Origin of the sequence: Burkholderia mycopellens (assembly GCF_964265025.1) — a bacterium.
In the GTDB taxonomy this organism is placed as follows: Bacteria; Pseudomonadota; Gammaproteobacteria; order Burkholderiales; family Burkholderiaceae; genus Burkholderia.
On the sequence record NZ_OZ183803.1, the window covers coordinates 1272695 to 1289545 of the forward strand.

At 67.5% G+C, this 16851-nt stretch carries 14 protein-coding genes; 6 read left to right on the plus strand and 8 right to left on the minus strand.

Annotated elements, in window-relative coordinates; all coding sequences use genetic code 11:
- Positions 1 to 108 precede the first annotated feature (108 nt).
- Positions 109 to 1053, minus strand: coding sequence for a LysR family transcriptional regulator (locus ACPTTC_RS24020; RefSeq protein WP_423394204.1), 945 nt, complete (start codon positions 1051 to 1053; stop codon positions 109 to 111).
- Between the two features lie 166 nt (positions 1054 to 1219).
- Between ACPTTC_RS24020 and ACPTTC_RS24025 the strand changes: the two genes are divergently transcribed.
- Positions 1220 to 2434: an FAD-dependent monooxygenase gene (locus ACPTTC_RS24025; protein ID WP_423394205.1), complete on the plus strand. Its 1215-nt coding sequence runs from the start codon at positions 1220 to 1222 to the stop codon at positions 2432 to 2434.
- A 135-nt stretch (positions 2435 to 2569) separates the two neighbouring features.
- Here ACPTTC_RS24025 and ACPTTC_RS24030 read toward each other — a convergent pair whose 3' ends face one another.
- Both ACPTTC_RS24030 and ACPTTC_RS24035 read right to left on the minus strand, forming a co-directional pair.
- A complete protein-coding gene (locus tag ACPTTC_RS24030; RefSeq protein WP_175968572.1) occupies positions 2570 to 3502 on the minus strand; it encodes an alpha/beta hydrolase in 933 nt (310 codons plus the stop codon).
- Positions 3503 to 3563: 61 nt separating this feature from the next.
- Complete coding sequence (locus ACPTTC_RS24035; RefSeq protein WP_226197748.1) at positions 3564 to 4661, minus strand: OpgC domain-containing protein; 1098 nt, start codon at positions 4659 to 4661, stop codon at positions 3564 to 3566.
- Between the two features lie 381 nt (positions 4662 to 5042).
- Here ACPTTC_RS24035 and ACPTTC_RS24040 point away from each other — a divergent pair, with 381 nt between their 5' ends.
- Positions 5043 to 6197, plus strand: a complete 1155-nt coding sequence (locus ACPTTC_RS24040; protein ID WP_423394206.1) for a porin — start codon at positions 5043 to 5045, stop codon at positions 6195 to 6197.
- Between the two features lie 47 nt (positions 6198 to 6244).
- On the opposite strand, the gene ACPTTC_RS24045 is transcribed toward ACPTTC_RS24040, so the two are convergent.
- Positions 6245 to 7156: a LysR family transcriptional regulator gene (locus ACPTTC_RS24045; protein ID WP_175968569.1), complete on the minus strand. Its 912-nt coding sequence runs from the start codon at positions 7154 to 7156 to the stop codon at positions 6245 to 6247.
- Between the two features lie 140 nt (positions 7157 to 7296).
- On the opposite strand from ACPTTC_RS24045, the gene ACPTTC_RS24050 reads away from it, so the two are divergent.
- Complete coding sequence (locus ACPTTC_RS24050) at positions 7297 to 8313, plus strand: aldo/keto reductase (RefSeq protein WP_423394207.1); 1017 nt, start codon at positions 7297 to 7299, stop codon at positions 8311 to 8313.
- Positions 8314 to 8658: 345 nt separating this feature from the next.
- Here ACPTTC_RS24050 and ACPTTC_RS24055 read toward each other — a convergent pair whose 3' ends face one another.
- The 3 genes from ACPTTC_RS24055 to ACPTTC_RS24065 form a co-directional block, all read right to left on the minus strand.
- A complete protein-coding gene (locus tag ACPTTC_RS24055; protein ID WP_423394208.1) occupies positions 8659 to 10836 on the minus strand; it encodes a hypothetical protein in 2178 nt (725 codons plus the stop codon).
- Between the two features lie 494 nt (positions 10837 to 11330).
- Positions 11331 to 11717, minus strand: a complete 387-nt coding sequence (locus ACPTTC_RS24060; protein ID WP_175954075.1) for an ester cyclase — start codon at positions 11715 to 11717, stop codon at positions 11331 to 11333.
- 52 nt (positions 11718 to 11769) lie between these two features.
- Positions 11770 to 12666 (minus strand): LysR substrate-binding domain-containing protein, encoded by an 897-nt coding sequence (locus ACPTTC_RS24065; RefSeq protein WP_423394209.1) that lies wholly within the window; start codon positions 12664 to 12666, stop codon positions 11770 to 11772.
- Between the two features lie 533 nt (positions 12667 to 13199).
- Between ACPTTC_RS24065 and ACPTTC_RS24070 the strand changes: the two genes are divergently transcribed.
- From ACPTTC_RS24070 to ACPTTC_RS24080, 3 genes are all read left to right on the plus strand, one after another.
- Positions 13200 to 14060: a peptidoglycan DD-metalloendopeptidase family protein gene (locus ACPTTC_RS24070; RefSeq protein ID WP_423394210.1), complete on the plus strand. Its 861-nt coding sequence runs from the start codon at positions 13200 to 13202 to the stop codon at positions 14058 to 14060.
- Between the two features lie 210 nt (positions 14061 to 14270).
- Complete coding sequence (bla, locus tag ACPTTC_RS24075; RefSeq protein WP_423394211.1) at positions 14271 to 15170, plus strand: class A beta-lactamase; 900 nt, start codon at positions 14271 to 14273, stop codon at positions 15168 to 15170.
- Between the two features lie 106 nt (positions 15171 to 15276).
- Entirely contained in the window at positions 15277 to 16149 is an 873-nt protein-coding gene (locus tag ACPTTC_RS24080) for a LysR substrate-binding domain-containing protein (protein ID WP_226197737.1), read from the plus strand.
- 66 nt (positions 16150 to 16215) lie between these two features.
- On the opposite strand, the gene ACPTTC_RS24085 is transcribed toward ACPTTC_RS24080, so the two are convergent.
- Positions 16216 to 16551 (minus strand): type 1 fimbrial protein, encoded by a 336-nt coding sequence (locus ACPTTC_RS24085; protein ID WP_423394212.1) that lies wholly within the window; start codon positions 16549 to 16551, stop codon positions 16216 to 16218.
- Positions 16552 to 16851 lie beyond the last annotated feature (300 nt).

Sequence of the window (16851 nt, forward strand, 5' to 3'; positions counted from 1 at the left end):
CGCGGCCGATGACCGGGATCGTCGCCACCTTCGGCAATGTAGTCGAAATGCGCGGCGCGCAGGTTCGAGCGACATCGTAAAGCACCCTCGATGGCGCGATGGTCTCGGCTATTTCTTCCGGCCGGGCGTGGCCTTCCTTGCCCGCGCACCCGTTTCCGCAAACAGATCGACCACCACGTCGCGCAGCCACCGGTTTCCCTCGTCCTGGTTGACCCGCGTATGCCAGAGCATGTGAATCGGCGCGCCCGGCACCGTGACGGGCAACGCGCGCCAGCCCAGCGAGAACGGTGCGGCGAGCTGCTGCGCGAGATGCTCGGGCACCGTCGCGATCAGGTCGGTGCGCTGCAGGATGTAGCCGACGCTCATGAAATGCGGCACCGTGAGCCGCACCTGGCGCGCCACGCGGCGGCGCTTCAGCCATTCGTCCACCTGCCCGTGACCGGTGCCGGCCGATACCACGACCAGGTGCTCGGCATTGCGCCACGCGTCGACCGTCATCGGCGCTTCCTCGAGCGGATGGCCGCGCCGGAACAGGCACACATAGCGCTGATCGAACAGCCGGCGCTGATAGAAGCCGCCCTTGAGCTGCGGCAGCAGGCCGATCGCGAGATCGACGCGGCCGTCGGCCATTTCGTCGCCGAGGTTGACGCTCGTGTCGCGCACGGTATTGAGCGCGATGCCCGGCGCCGCTTGCGACAGGTGTTCGAGCAGCGCCGGCAGGAACACGACTTCGCCGATGTCGGTCATGCCGATCGTCAGCGTGCGCGTGGCGCGCTGCGGATCGAAACCGGTCTCGGGATTGAGCGCGGCATGCAGCGTCGCGAGCGCGTGCGACACGGGTTCCGCGAGGCGCAGCGCGAACGGCGTCGGCACCACGCCGCCGGGCCCGCGCACGAACAGCGGATCGCCGAGCCGGCGCCGCAGCTTCGCGAGCGCGTTGCTCACGCCCGGCTGGCTCATGTTCATCTGCGCGGCGACGCTCGACACGCGCCGTTCCTGCATCAGCCGCTGGAAAAGCAGCAGCAGGTTGAGGTCGATATCGCTCAGTTCCATGGGTTGGGCCTCGCCGGGTTCATTGCATCCAGTGATGAAGCAGATTCCAGTCATTTTATTGCGGGATGAAAGTCCGCTCCCGAGAATACCGATACGGCCCATGCAATCGACATGACCGCTGCGCAAGCCGCAGACCCCACATCGGAATATCGGAGACACCTTCATCATGCAGACGAACCTGAAGATTGCGATCGTCGGCGCCGGGATCGGCGGCCTGACGCTCGCGCTCGCCTTGCGCGAGCACGGCATCGATGCGCAGCTTTACGAGCAGACGGAGGTGTTGCGCGAAGTCGGCGCGGCCGTCGCGCTGTCGGCCAATGCGACGCGCTTCTACGAACGCATGGGATTGCGTGCGGCCTTCGATGCGGTGTGCGCGGACATCCCGGGGCTCGTCTATCGCGACGGACGCAGCGGCGCGGTGATCGGCCGTCATCGGGGCGACCCCGACTATCGCCGGCAATTCGGCGGCGCGTACTGGGGCGTGCATCGCGCGGACCTGCAGGCCGTGCTGTCCAGGGCGGTCGGCCTCGAATCCATTCGTCTCGGCCATCGGCTGACCGATCTCGCCCAGCATCCCGATCGCGTCACGCTGTCGTTCGACAACGGTGTGCGCGTCGATGCCGATCTCGTGATCGGAGCGGACGGCGCGCGCTCGATCACGCGGCGCTGGATGCTCGGCTACGACGATGCGCTGTATTCGGGCTGTTCGGGTTTTCGCGGCGTGGTGCCGGCCGCGCGGCTGAGCCTGTTGCCCGATCCCGAAACGCTGCAGTACTGGATCGGGCCGCACGGGCACCTGCTGCACTATCCGATCGGCGACGGCGGCGACCAGAATTTCCTGCTGGTCGAGCGTCACCCGTCACCGTGGCCGTCGCGCGACTGGGTGATGCCGTCGGAAGAGGGCGAGCAACTGCGCGTGTTCAGGAACTGGCATCCGGCGGTGGTGCAGATGATCACCGCCGTGCCGATCAGCCAGCGCTGGGGCCTGTTCCACCGGCCGCCGCTCGGCCGCTGGAGCCGCGGGCGCGTGACGCTGATCGGCGACGCCGCGCATGCGCTGGTGCCGCACCACGGGCAGGGCGCGAATCAGTCGATCGAGGATGCGGTGGTGCTGGCGGCGCAACTGGCGCAGGCCGGGCCGGGCAACTGGCGCGAAGCGCAGGAAGCGTACGAGCGGCTGCGCCGCGGCCGCACGCGCAAGGTGCAGTACGCGTCGATCTCCGTGGCCGATGTGCTGCACCTGCCCGACGGGCCGGCCGCGCAGGCGCGCAATGCGCGTCTGGCCGAGCGCGACAGCGTGCTGCATCACCTGGACTGGATTCACGATTTCGACGCGCTGGCCGGGGAGCCGAGCGAACGGCAGGGCGGCACGTGGCTTTGAGCCCGCGCGATCTTGAGCGCGCCATCCGGCGCGACAGGCGCGCCGGGATGGCGGGCGCAGGGCACGACTCGGGCCGGCGGCCCGCCGGTCACCGGCCAGCCTGACGAAAACGGGCGGGGCAGCGCCCGCCCGCCGTCATTTCACGCACTCGAGCGCGTACTTCAACCCCTGCCCGAGCAGCCCGCGCCAGACGTCCCACGTATGCCCGCCGTCGACGATGCGAAGCTCGGCCGGGTTCTGCGCGCGGCGCAGGTGCGTGTACAGCACGCTCGATTCGGCCTGGATCGTCAGGTCGTCGTCGCCGGCCGCGATGAACATCGGAATCCGCCAGCTGCGCGCGAAATAGCCGCGCATCAGCGCCGGGTAGTTGAGTTCGTGCCACACGCGCGGGTCGAACTGCCGGTCGCCGAACACGCCGACATAGCGCGCGGCGGAATTGAGCGGCGGCTCGTTCGCATAGATCGCGGGGCTCAGCAGCATCGCGCCGCAGAACAGCCCGGGTTCGAGCAGCGAGAAGCGCAGCGCGCCGAAGCCGCCCATCGACACGCCGCCGATCGCGCGGCCCGCGCGCTGGTTCGACACTGCGAAGTGCGCTTCGACCTCGGGCAGCAGGTCGTTGAGGAACGCGCTCTGCATCTTCTCCTTGCGGTCGACGTACCAGTCGGTGCCGCCCTGCGGCATCACGATCACGACCGGCGGAATCTCGCGACGCTCGATCAGCGTGTCGGCGGTGGCCTGCAGCCGGCCCTGCGTGACCCAGTCGTTCGCATTGCCGGCGTTGCCGTGCAGCAGGTACATCACCGGGTAGCGCGCGCCTTCCGGGTTGTAGCCGGGCGGCAGGTAGACCGTGTACGACCAGTCGCGCTTCAGCGACGCCGAGCGGAACGTGCGCAGCACGACGCTGCTGCCCGGATTGAGGGCGGGTTCCTGGGCGGCCGACGGGGTCGTCGCGGTCTGGACGGCCGGCGGCGGCGCGGGCGAACCCGCCGGTGCGGGCGGCGTGGCGCGGGCCGTGGCGATGGAGCCGGCGATCAGGGCGATAGCGAACGGAAGGGCGAGTCGGCGCATGTCGAATCGTTTCAGGAGAGGCGCCGGCTATCGTAGCAGCGGCGCATGAAGGCGCGGCGCGTCATCGCCGCGAACGGAACGGCAGCCGCGCGACGAGCGGCCCGTAGAGTTTGGCGACGAGATACAGCAGGCCCATTGCGACGACGTCGGCGGTCAGGCCGAGCTTCACGTCGAGATAGCCTTCGGTCGCCTGGTAGAGCACCGAATCGACCGCGAGCGAGATGGCGGTGCCCGCGACGAAGCACAGCAGCCCCTGCCGGCCGATCGTGCCGATCCACGGCATCGCGTGCGCGACCTTCTTCATCCAGCCGAGGTGCACGAGCTTGGCCGCGAGCCACGCGATCGCGAGGAAGTTCGCGAGCCGCAGCGCGCCGAGGTTCTGCTTGATCGACGGATCGGTCGGGAACGGCTCGACGCGCAGCCGGTAGTACGCGCCGGCCGCGACGATCGCGAGCGCCGCGGCCGTCAGCAGCCAGCCCTGCGGCTTCGGTGCGAGCGTCTGGTAGACCGGCTGGCAGCGCGCGATCACGCCGAGCACGAACAGGAACTGCCACGCGAACGGATTGAAGTCCCACGGCGCGCCTTCGACGGTCGGCAAAAAGCGCGCGACGTGCGGCGCCGCGTACCACAGCGACCCGCTGAACGCGAGCAGCAGCCACGGCTGCGTGCGCGCGAGCGGCAGCGCGAGCGGGACGAGCAGCGCGAAGAACGCGTACATCGGCAGTACCGATGCGAGGTACGGCTGGCGGCGGAACAGCAGGATGTCGCGCAGCGCGGCGAGCGGCTTGTGGAGCAGGCCGTCGAGATCGTTGGTCGGCATGTTCGGGCCGTCGATCGCGAACGCGTTCAGCGCGGCCGTGATCAGCAGCATCAGGCCGGCCGTCACGAGGAACGCGCGGTAGATCTCGAACGCGCGCCGGATGAAGCGCTGGCGCGCGGCAGCCTCGTCGTGCCGCTCGGCGAGCGAGTTGTACGCGATCGCGGTGGCGAAACCGCCGAGGAACACGAAGACTTCGGCCGCGTCGCACAGCGCGTACGCGTGCAGCGTCACGCGCGACAGGATGCTGCCGCCGATGTGATCGACGACGATGACGAGCAGCACCAGGCCGCGGAAGAAATCGAGTTCGGCGTAGCGGCCGGCCCGGGCCGGTGCGGTCATCGGAGCGCCTCCCGGCGCGGGCCGCGGGCGCAGCCGGCGCGCGCCGCGCGTGAATCGGGGTGAAGCATGACTTCGTGAAGAAATGACGAACGGATGCGCATTGTGCCACCGATGCGGCGCACACCGGGTTTACGCGGATGGCCGCCCGTCCTGCCGCTGCCGATAAGCCGGGTCAGGCAGTCTGCGCAACGGGGCAGTTGGACGAGCGCAACGGTTTGCGCAGGGTTCACTTGCCCCGATGGACGGACGGTTTGCGACGTGACACCATTTTGACCTCACGCGGCCGCACACCGCGTCGTCCGCCCTGCGGGCCACACATACAACAGACCAAACATTCGCCGGGCGCTCGACCCGCCCGGCCCCCGGCTCCGGAGATCCGTCATGAAGAAGCACGTCATTTTTGCCGCCGCGCTGGCCGCTTTCGCCGCGCCGGTCTTCGCCCAGAACAGCGTGACGCTGTACGGTGTGATCGACGAAGGCTTCAATTACACGAACAACGTCAACGTCAATGGGGTCGGAAAATCGAATTACCAGCTCGCGAGCGGCTATGCGCAGGGCAGCCGCTGGGGCCTGAAGGGCAGCGAGGATCTCGGCGGCGGGCTGAAGGCGATCTTCACGCTGGAAAACGGTTTTGACGTGAACAACGGCCGGCTCGGCCAGGGCGGCCGCATGTTCGGCCGCCAGGCGTTCGTCGGGCTGAGCGCGCCGCGCTTCGGCACGCTGACCTTCGGCCGTCAGTATGACTCGGTGGTCGACTATCTCGCGCCGCTCACCGCCAACGGCAACTGGGGCGGCACGCTGTTCTCGCACCCGTTCGACAACGACAACACGGACAACTCGTTCCGCGTCAACAACACGGTCAAGTACGCGAGCGCCGACTGGAACGGCCTGACGTTCGGCGGCACGTACAGCTTCAGCAACAGCACCGGCTTCTCGAACAACCGCCAGTACAGCCTCGGCGCGCAGTACTCGCTGGCCGGGCTGCAGGTTGCGGCTGCGTATCTGCAGGCGAACAACCCGGGCGTCGGCAGCGCGGGCGCGATCTCGGCGGATGACGCGAACTTCGTCGCCGACCGCCTGCGGATCTTCGGCGGCGGCGTCAACTACACGTTCGGCCCGGCCACGGTCGGCCTGGTCTACACGAAGACGGACGTGAAGAACCCGGTGTCGACCGTCTACCTGCCGGCTTCGACGTTCGCCGGCCTCGGGCTGACCGCGACGAAGTTCCAGAACATCGAGATCAACGGCAAGTACCAGCTCACGCCCGACTTCTATCTCGGCGCGCAATACGTGTACACGGACGGCAAGTACGATGCGGCGGCCGGGACCTTCAAGCCGAAATACCACACGGTTGGCCTGATGGCCGACTACAGCCTGTCGAAGCGCACCGACGTGTACCTGCAGGGCGCATGGCAGAAGGTTGCCGGCGACAAGACCGGCACGGCGGCCGACGGCGGCTACGTGGTCGGCACCGACGGCCCGTCGGCGTCGTCGAATCAGTTCGCGGTGCGCGCCGCGATCCGCCACAAGTTCTGATCCTGATCGGGCGGCGCCGGGGCCGCGTGCGCCGGCGCCGGCTGCGGTCAATCCGCCCGGGGCGTGGCGCCGAGGGTTTCCGCGAGCCAGTCGACGAAGATCCGCACGCGCGGCGCGAGATGCCGGCCGGTCGGAAACACCACCGATACGGGCAGCGGCTCGGCATTCCATTCCGGCAGCACCTCGACCAGCGAGCCGTCGGCGAGCAGCGGCCCGAGCCCTTCGCGCGGTGCCTGGATCAGCCCGAGGCCCGCAAGACAGCACGCGAGATACGCCTGCGAGCTGCTGACCGACACGATGCTGCGCATCTTCACCGCGTGCAGCTGGCCCGTATCCATATCCGCATATTCCCAGTCCAGCTCGCGGCCCGTGCGGCTCGAGAAATAGCCGACCGCGACGTGGTCCGGCAACTCGTCCGGCGAGCGCGGCGTGCCGTGCCGCTCGAGATAGGCGGGCGCCGCGCAGTTGATCTGCGCCAGTTCGCCGATGCGCCGCGCGACGAGCGACGTGTCGGACATCGCGCCGACGCGCACCGCGCAGTCGATGCCATCGGCGACGAGGTCGGCGAAGCGGTCGGTCGTGCCGATCACGACACGCAGGTCGGGGTAGCGCGCGTGGAAACCCGGTAGCGCCGGAATCACCTGGTTCAGCGCGAAGCGCTCGGGCAGGTCGACGCGGATCGCGCCGCGCGGCGTCGTGCCGGCGTCCTCGAACAGCGTTTCCGCATCGTCCAGATCGGCCAGGAGCCGCACGCAGCGCTCGTAATAGGTCGCGCCTTCGGCCGTCAGCGCGACACGTCGCGTCGTGCGCTGCAGCAGGCGGATCTTCAGGTGCTTTTCCAGATACTGCACGGCGTTGCTGACCGTCGGGCGCGGCAGTTGCAACTGCTCGGCCGCCTTGGTGAAGCTGCCGAGATGGGCGACACGCGCGAAGATGCGCATTGCTTGCAGATGATCCATGCGGGGCGGGTGCGTGGGTGGAGGGGAGCAGGCTCCATTGTTAATCAGCGTCGAATGGTTTGGTTGAGTGTTTCGCGTTTATCGCGTGTCGCGATGCGTCCAGAATCCGGCCTGTTCATTCATCACTCAAGGAAACGGACATGGAAACGCGTGAACTGGGCCGGACGGGCCCGCGGGTGTCGGCACTCGCGCTCGGCTGCATGGGGATGTCGGATTTCTACGGACCGGCCGACCGCGACGAAAGCATCGCGACGCTGCACGCGGCACTCGACCACGGCATCACGATGCTCGACACCGGCGATTTCTACGGGATGGGCGACAACGAGATGCTGATCCGCGATGCGCTGCGCGGCCGGGCACGCGACCAGGTGCTGATCAGCGTGAAATTCGGCGCGCTGCGCGATCCGGCCGGCGGGTTTGCCGGCTACGACGCGCGGCCGGCGGCGATCCGCAACTTCGTCGCGTACTCGCTGAAGCGGCTCGGCACCGACTACATCGACATCTACCGGCCGGCGCGCGTCGATCCGGCGGTGCCGATCGAGGACACGATCGGCGCGATCGCCGATCTCGTGAAGGCCGGGTACGTGCGCCATATCGGCCTGTCGGAAGCCGGTGTCGACACGATCCGCCGTGCGGCGGCCGTCGCGCCGATCTCCGACCTGCAGATCGAATATTCGCTGCTGTCGCGCGGCATCGAGGCCGCGATCCTGCCCGCGTGCCGCGAACTCGGGATCGGCGTGACGGCGTACGGCGTGCTGTCACGCGGGCTGCTCGGTGGGCGCTGGAGCACGACGCGGCAGGGGGAGCGCGATTTCCGCGCGGCGAGCCCGCGCTTCCAGGGCGAGAACCTCGCGCACAACCTCGCGCTCGTCGACGCGTTGCGCGCAATCGCCGACGAGAAGGGCAGCAATCCCGCGCAGGTCGCGATCGCGTGGGCGCTGTCGCGCGGCGGCGATATCGTGCCGCTGATCGGCGCGCGCAAGCGCACGCAGCTTCGTGACGCATTGCAAGCGGCTGAGATGCAACTAACGGTCAATGATATCGCTCGCATCGAAGCGGCGGTTCCCGCCGGGGCGGCTGCCGGCGAGCGTTATCCGGCCGCACAGATGGCGCACCTCGATAGCGAGCAGGGGCGGGGGCCATCTCACGGGGGCTGATCGGCCCGGATCGGCTTTTGTTGCGGAGTAGTCTCCGTATTCGTCCGGATTCGGGGGCGGGTTCGAGTTTGGCGACCCCGTTGGAGGTGCATGGTCCAGCCCCGCCTGCATTGGTACCGGCGGCGCGTTTTTCGCCGGCCCGTGGCGCGACAGCACATCGGCACCATCGCGCCGCCGCGCCGCAAGCCCTAACCAGTCTCAGGCAAAACCAGATGACGGGCGCCGCGATCGGGGTGGCTGTAAGCGGGCATCGCCGACGAGCGCGATGCCCGCTGTCCGTGACGATCCCGACGCCGGTTTCGACAACAGCCGGGTTCGGGGTCGTTCACCGGACGTGGGTGTGGGTCACACAGCTCTGGCCGGGTCGGCGTATTTCAGCGTCCATCCGAACGTGCGGGTCGCGCCCGCGCCGAGTGCGAACGGCTTCGTCGTGCAGGCGAAGTTCGAATGCAGCTGGCCGATCGGCGTCGTCGACAGCGGGTTCGTCGCGCCGTTCACCGTATCGAAGGCGGACAGCGCGCAGTTGTCGAACCCGGACGCCGCATAGCCGGTCGCGGCGCTGTTCGCGTAGGTCACCGACACGCCGTCGCCGTTCGCCTGTGTCGATGCGAAATCCGCGAACGACGTGAAGTCCGTTTCGACCGACAGGTTGCCGGTGAGCGTGCCCGTGCTTAGCGTATCGCTGCGTGCGACCGAGCCGTGCGCGAACGTCAATACCGTATGCACCTGCAGGTCGAGATCCGTCGTGTACGCCGCGTTTTTCGACGCGAGCCGGAATTTCGCGGTATCGAACGACACGATCACCTGCCCGTTGCTTTGCTGGACATTCAGGTTCTTGTAGTACGTGACGGGAATGTAGGTCTTCCCGTTGTACGACACCTGCGGCACCAGCAGCGCGTAGCCGAGATCGGTCGTGCCGTAGATCAGCTTGTCGGAGAACGGCACCGGGTAGTACGGCGTGTACGAGTTGTAGTCGGGCGCCTGGCTGAGGTTCAGGTTGATCACGCGCCGGCCGTCGCGCACGGTGACGAGCGCCGCACTGTACGGATGCGCGGTGTCGCCCGGCTGGTTGTACCAGGTGAGCGTGTAATGCGGCAGCGCGTCGAGCCACGCGTTGTAGTCCGCATCGGCCATCGGCGCCTTGCCGCCGAAGCCGAGCTTGTTCCACCACGCGTTCACGTACAGGTACTGGTGCAGCAGGCTGAAGTTCTCGCCCATCACGCGCGGCTTGCCGCGATACGCGTCGGTGCCGCGGCCCTTGACCCACATGTTCACCGACGGCGTCGGCAGCGACGGGTCGTACCAGTACGTGTCGAACCGATGCGCGGCCTGATAGATGAACGCATACGCGATCTGCTTCTCCTGGTCGGTCAGCACGCCGGCATTGGCCGCGGCCGTCAGTACTTCCATGAACGCGGAATCGCCGTACGGGCCGATCGAGCGGCCGTAGTTGAAGCCCTGGCCGTCACCGTTCAGTTGCGGGAGGATCAGGTCGACGGACTTGCGCAGATACTCCTTCAGTTCCGGCGTGAGGTTCGCCTCGTTACCCATCTCGAACGTGCGCTCGGTCACTTCGCCGATCAGCAACGTGCTGTAGCGATCGAAGCGCGCCTGGTCGTAGTAGGTCGTGTGCGTGTTCGACGCTTCGTCCGAGAACCCGCCCGACGAATCCTTGCGGATGTGGTTCGTGAGCGTGTACAGCAGCGCATCGCGTGCGCCCATCGTCGCGACCGACGGATCGGTCGCCGACGCGAACGCCGGGTTGTTCCAGCCCAGCTTCTGGCGCAACCCGGCGATTCCGTAGGACACCGCATAGTAGTTCTGCGCGGTGTTGAGCGACGCGATGTCGATCGGCGTGCCCGCGGCCGGGCACGTATTGGTCTTGCCGCTCGCGTCGGGACCGAACATGTCGCAGAAGGTGAGCCGCTGCTGCAGCGTCGCGAGTATCGCGTCGCTGAAGACTTCGTTGAGCATTCCGTGCGCCTTCAGGTTGTTCAGCGCGACGAGGTAGTAGTACTCGCCCCACGACGTATTCGCGTACGTGTAGTTGCTGCCCGACTGCGCCATCATCGCGGTCGTGATCGTCTGGTAGGTGGCGAGATAGCTCGCGTATTGCGGGTCGCCCTTCGACTTCATGTCGATCAGGATGTACGACAGGCCGAGCGCGAGCTTGCCCGGCAGGAATTTGTCGCCGGTGTTCGTATCGAGCACGTGCACCGGCGCGCCGTCGCCGAGATCCATCACGACCTGCGTGAAGTCGGGCGATTTCCGGATCAGGTCGAACAGCGCGCGCATCTGGCCCATCATCGTGACGGGGATGTCCGCGCCGGCCGGCACGCTGGTGTCGGGCGCGCCGTAGACGAGCGCCTGCAGCGAGTTCGCCGCGAGCGAGGGCGTCGCGGTCGACGGCGGCGACGATGCGGGAGGTGTGTCGGTCAAGTCGTTGCCGCCGCAGGCGCTGACGAACAGGACGGAAAGGGCGCTGAGCGCGGCGCCGAGCGCGAATCTGCTGCGCGGATGCATTGTGTCTCCAGTTTTTGAATAGTGATGAGGGGCGGGCCGGTATGACCGTTGCCGCGCCCGGCGCCCGTCCCTGACCTCCGCCTGGCAATCCTGATCCCTGAAGACGGTGGCCCGAAATCGCAACCCGAGCGGGCAAGCGTTCCCCCTGCGCGGGCCGTGAACGGCGTCGCACCGACGCGAAGGAAAACGTTTTCCAAATTTAGACATCGACAGGCATGATGTCAATGAACTTTCGCGCGGGACGCGCCGGTAGAAACCCGAATCGCGGGAAAGCAGGGGCAGGAAGCGAGCGCCGGATGATGCGGAAATCGCGAGGAATTTTTACCGGGATCGATTCGATGGAGTGCAGGATGCAGATGACGACGCGGCGAGGCGGCACGCTATCCGGCGAGATGCGCTTGGTTGCGTTAGAGAGAAAACGTTATCCATAAGAGGCGAATCGAGCCGAACGTCGGCTCATCGATCGCGACGGGCCTCCGGCCGCGCCGGCGATGTCATAGCTGAGCCTCGAGCGCCGCCTTGTCGATCGCCGACCAGACCTGCCGGATCTTGCCGTCGTGAAATTCGTAGAACACGTTCTCGGCGAACGTGACCTTCCTGCCGTCGATGGCGAGCCCCATGAACGTCCCTTTCGGCGAACACGCGAAGCGAAGCCGGCACGCGACGAGCGGCGGTTCGCATGTGAGCAGCCGGATGTCGAAGCGTAGATCCGGAATGTCGCGGCAGTCCTGCTCCAGCATCGCGCGGTAGCCGGCGAGGCCGAGCGGCCGGTCGTTGTGGATCACGTCGTCGTCGACATACTGGCCGAGCGCCGCCCAGTCCCGCCGGTTCAGGCAGTCGAGATATGCGCGGTAGCGATTGGCGAGATCGATGTCGGTCATGAGCGTCCCTCCGTGTGTTTCCATGTGTCGATGGGGGCGAGTGCGGCGCGCATCATCGCGGCGCCGTTTCGCCCGACAGGAACGCGACGAACTCGCGCGTGTACTTCGGTAGCGCATCGAACGAGCGCGCGCACAGCGTCAGCTTCCGGTGGCTCCACGGATCGGACAGCTCGACGAGCCGCACGTCCATCGTCTGCATCGCGCGTTCGGCCGCGTGCCGCGACACGATGCCGATGCCCACGCCGCTGGCGATCACGCGGCAGATCGCATCGAAGCTCTTCAGTTGCACGCGATAGCGGATCCGCTTGCCGAGCGCGCGCGCCTGATCGGCGAGATGCACCTGCAGTGCGCTGCCGTCGGTGAGGCCGATGAAGTCGGCATCGGCGATCGAGTCGAACGCGACCTCGCCTTGCGACGCGAGCGGATGCGTGGCCGGCACGACGACGATCAGCCAGTCCTCGCGGAACGGCTTCTGTTCGAGCCCACCGAGCCCGACCGAATCGGCGACGATGCCGACCTCGGCCGTCTTGTTGCGGATCGCATGCACGATTTCCTGGCTCGAGCGCTCCTCGACGCTGATCGACAGCTTTGGATGATGCGGCAGGTAGTCGGCCAATGCGTCGGGCAGGTATTCGCTCAGCGACGCCGTGTTGCACAGCAGCCGGATATGCCCGCGCAGCCCCTGGCCGTATTGCTGCAATTCGCCGCGCATGTGGTCGATCTGCTGCAGCACGGTGCGCGCGTGATGCTCGAGCGCGCGGCCTGCGTCGGTGGCCTGCGCGCCCGACTTGGTCCGATGCAGCAGCGGCACGCCGAGTTCGTCCTCCATGCCGCGGATGCGCTCGCTCGCGGCCTGCAGTGTGATGTGGGTCCGCTCGGCGCCGCTCGTGATCGTGCCGGCCTCGCAGATGTTCAGGAAGAGCCGCAGGTCGGTCAGGTCGAAGCGCATGATGGGCGGGGCGATCGTGTTGGAATGGCCGATAAGTTAGCAGGGAACCGCGGCCGCGGTCTCAGGCGCAGCCTGAGGCCCGATTCGCCGGTTCCGCATTTTCGGGGCGGGATCGATGGCGGATCATGGCCGCACATCAACCGGGGAGCCTGTCATGCAGATCGATCCGTCGTGGGGCGTGTCGTTCAAGATCGCGTTGCACGTGTTGTTCCTGTGCATCGGCATCGCGTGGGCCTGCTCCGAACTCGCCGGGTGGTTGCGTTGAACATCGCGGCGGGCGCGCGCCGCAGCAGGCGGTAGTCTCGTTTCGCACCTATCGAAACGCATTCGCCATAGTTTTCTGAAACGAAAATTCTTCCGTTTTCACGCAACCAGACCATCAAGTTTTTCCGGGTCGGGCCGTATTACCGGTAGCGAATGCCGGCCGGCATCCGGTTCGTGATCGTTTGTCATCATTGTTTGCATCCGGTTACACGTCGGCCGTTCCGTTTTTGAGATGCTTGAAAGATTGTCAAACCGGAGTCGGATCGTCCATGAAAACGCGCGAGATTCACCGCAACGCAGCGTGGCTGCCGGGCCTGGCAGCCGTGCTCGTCATGGCCGGTTGTGCAAGCACGCAGTCCGTTCCGCCGAGCGATACGCTGGCGGGACAACCGTCGCCGTCGAGCCAGCCCGCTGCCGCGCCGTCGGCCGTCACACCGCCGCCGGCGCCGATTCTCGTCGCGCAGAAGTACGTCGTGAAGCGCGGCGACACGTTGACGGGCATCGCGTCCGCGAACGGCTGCAGCGTGGCCGACCTGCGCACCTGGAACAAGCTGGGTGTGAAGGGCAGGCTGCGCATGGGACAGGCGCTGCGCATCGTCAAGCAGCAGCCGTTGCCGCCGTCGGGCGTGGCCGGCACGCAGGTGGCCGCGTCGTCGGCGTCGAGCAATGGTGCAGCGAGCAACCCGGCAACCGCGCAGACCGCGGCGTCGAGCGCGAGCGACCGTCAGGTCGTCAAGGAAACGAAGCGGCATGCGGGCGGCGTCGCACTCAAGTGGCCCGCGAACGGCAAGATCGTCGACGGGTTCCGGCCGGGGCAGAACCGCGGCATCCAGATCGCCGGCCGGCCGGGCGACCCGGTCCGCGCCGCGGCCGACGGCCGCGTGATGTACGCCGGCACCGGCCTGAACGATTACGGCAGCCTGATCATCGTCCAGCACAACGCGGATTTCCTGACCGCCTACGCGCACAACCGCAAGCTGCTCGTGAAGACGGGCGACATCGTGCGTCAGGGCGACGAGATCGCCGAAATGGGCGACCTCGACAACTCGCGTGTCGCGCTGCTGTTCGAAGTGCGACGCGACGGCAAGCCGGTCAATCCGGTGCCGTATCTGCCTTCGTCGCAAGGGTGACGCAGGGCCGTTTCGCTGGAACGTGGCGGCGGTCGCTGCTACGCTAGGGCCTGTTCATGCGAGTCCCGCGCTGCGCGGGGCCGACGGCCGTCCTTCGGGGATGCGCGGCGTAGGCCGACGCGGGCCGGCCGCCGGCGTGAACGGGTGCGCCTGTTCAGGGCGCGCCCGCGTTGCTTCGTGCCACCGATTCCGACAGAACACATCACATTCATGGAACATTCTCCGACACGCCGTTCGCTGTTGCTTGCCGCCGTTGCCGCGCCGTTCGTCGCCGCGTGCACGTCCGCGCCGGTCGCCGATCAGGGGCGCGCCCACACCGCCCAGGCCGAACTGACCGCGCTCGAGAAGGCCTCGAATGGCCGGCTCGGCGTCGCCGCGCTCGATACGTCGAATGGCGTGCGGATCGCGCACCGTGCGCGCGAGCGCTTCCCGCTGTGCGGCACGTATGCGGTCGTCGCGGCTGCCGCGATGCTCGCGCGCGGCTCGCTCGACGCATCGCTGCTGCCGCGCCGCATCCTGTATCGCCGCTATGAAATCGTGTCGGGCTCGCCGATCACGGAAAGCCACGTCGACACGGGCATGACGATCGAGCAGCTTTGCGCGGCGATGCTGCAGTCGGGCGACAAGGGCGCCGGCAACCTGCTGATGGGCGTGCTCGGCGGCCCGCAGGCCGTCACGTCGTTCGCGCGCGAGAGCGGCGCCACGTCGTTCCGCCTCGATCACTGGGAACCCGAACTGAACAACGCGGCGCCCGGCGACGAACGCGACACGTCGACGCCGGTGGAGATGGTCGACACGCTGCAGCGGCTGTTGCTCGGCAACGCGCTGCACGAGCCGCAGCGCGCGCAACTGACGGAGTGGATGGTCGGCGGCGCGCGCGGCGCGACCGGCATCGCGGCGGGCGTGCCGCCCGGCTGGCGCATTGCGGACAAGGCCGGCACGGGCGGCTACGGCACGACGACCGACGTCGCGGTGCTGTGGCCGCCGTCGCGTGCGCCGATCGTGATGGCCGTGTCGTTCACACAGCCGCAGGCCGCCGCGGTGGCCCGCGCGGACGTCGTCGCGTCGGCGGCGCGCATCGTGGCGGGCGCGCTCACCGCGACGGCCTGAGCGTCCCGCGCCTCGCGCAAAGCCGGCGTTTGGCTTATCGTGTCGGACAGCGCGCGCCGGGGTCGGCGCGCGGTCCCTCCGCGCCGTTTTTCCGTTTGCCTTCTTCATGCGCCGACTTCCGCCCCTGCATGCGCTGCAGATCTTCTCGACGGTGGCTCGCCACCGCAGCTTCACGCGCGCGGCCGAGCAGCTGTGCATCACGCAGGGCGCGGTAAGCCGGCAGATCCAGACGCTCGAGGCGCATTACGGTTTCCCGTTGTTCAAGCGGCATGCGAAGGGCCTCACGCTGACGGCGGAGGGCGAACAGTTGCTGCCGGTCGTCAACGAGAGCTTCGCGCGGATCGAAGATATTTCGATGAAGCTCACGCGGCAGCGCACCGATCTCGCGCTGAAGGTGCCCACCTGCGTGATGCGCTGGATGCTGCCGCGCATCATGCGCTTCCAGGGCGAGCATCCCGATCTGCATGTGCAGATCACGACCGCGTGGCAGCACGTCGTCGATTTCGCGACCGAGCCGTTCGATGCGGCGGTCGTCTACGGTACGTCGCCGGGCACGGGCGTGTGCGCGCTGCCGCTGTTCGACGAGCGGCTGACGCCCGTCTGCGCGCCCGAATTGAGGCAGACGTCGCCGCTCGACGCGGTCGGCGATCTCGCGCGCCATACGTTGCTGCATCCGACCCGCGACCATCGCGACTGGCGCGCATGGCTCGATCACGCGGGCGAGCGCAGCGTCGATCCGGCGCGCGGGCCGACGTTCGACACGCTCGATCTCGCGACGAATGCGGCGATGCAGGGCTTCGGCGTCGCGATCGGCGACGTGACGCTCGTCGACGACGACGTCAGCGCACGCCGGCTCGAACGGCCGTTCGACATCGTGCTCGAGACGGGCGCGCGCTACTTCTTCGTGTATCCCGAGAACATCGGCAGCCAGCAGAAGATCCGCGCGTTCAGCGACTGGATCGCGCGCCATCGCGATTGACCGGCGCAGCGGACGCGCGCCGAATCGGCGCGCGGAACCCGCCGGGTGCCGCGCCGGCGGGCGGATTTACTGGTACGTCACGACGGCGATCATCGGCGCCTGGTGGTTGCCCGGACGGTTCGGTAAAACGATTGCGCGCGAGGCCTGGGTAAAGGTCGTGGTCTTGATGGCCTGCTGGCTCGCCGCGTCGACGAACGCGATCTGGCCGCTTGCCGGGCGCGGACAGTCAGGGCGTACTTGCCCGCGGGCGAGATCGGCCGTATCGACCGCGAACGAGCAGGGCGGCTCGACGATCATGCCGGAAAAGGTGATGGTGCCGGACGCGCCGGCAGCAAACGATGAGGACGTGGCCAGAAGCGAGGCAGCCAGGGCGAACGAGGCGGCGAACAGGCGATGCTTCATGACAGGCTCCAGAGAGGAAGCGCGTCGCAGCGTGGCCGCTCGGGTGGCAGTCCGTCAACGCTGCAATGCTGTATGCGTAAACGGCAAAACCATCGGACCTCTTGAGTGCAAAAAATCGAAATAATGGCAATCGGCAAACGATTGCGTATTGCTTAAACCAATGTAGGCCGAATCTGTGCAACCGCAAGTCAGGGAAATGCCGGGTGGCATAAGATCGAAGGACGAACGGTCGTCGTGACCGTTGTGTGGGCAACGGCCTTGCGCCGCCCGGAAAGCAAGACGGCCGCTCGAGATGAGCGG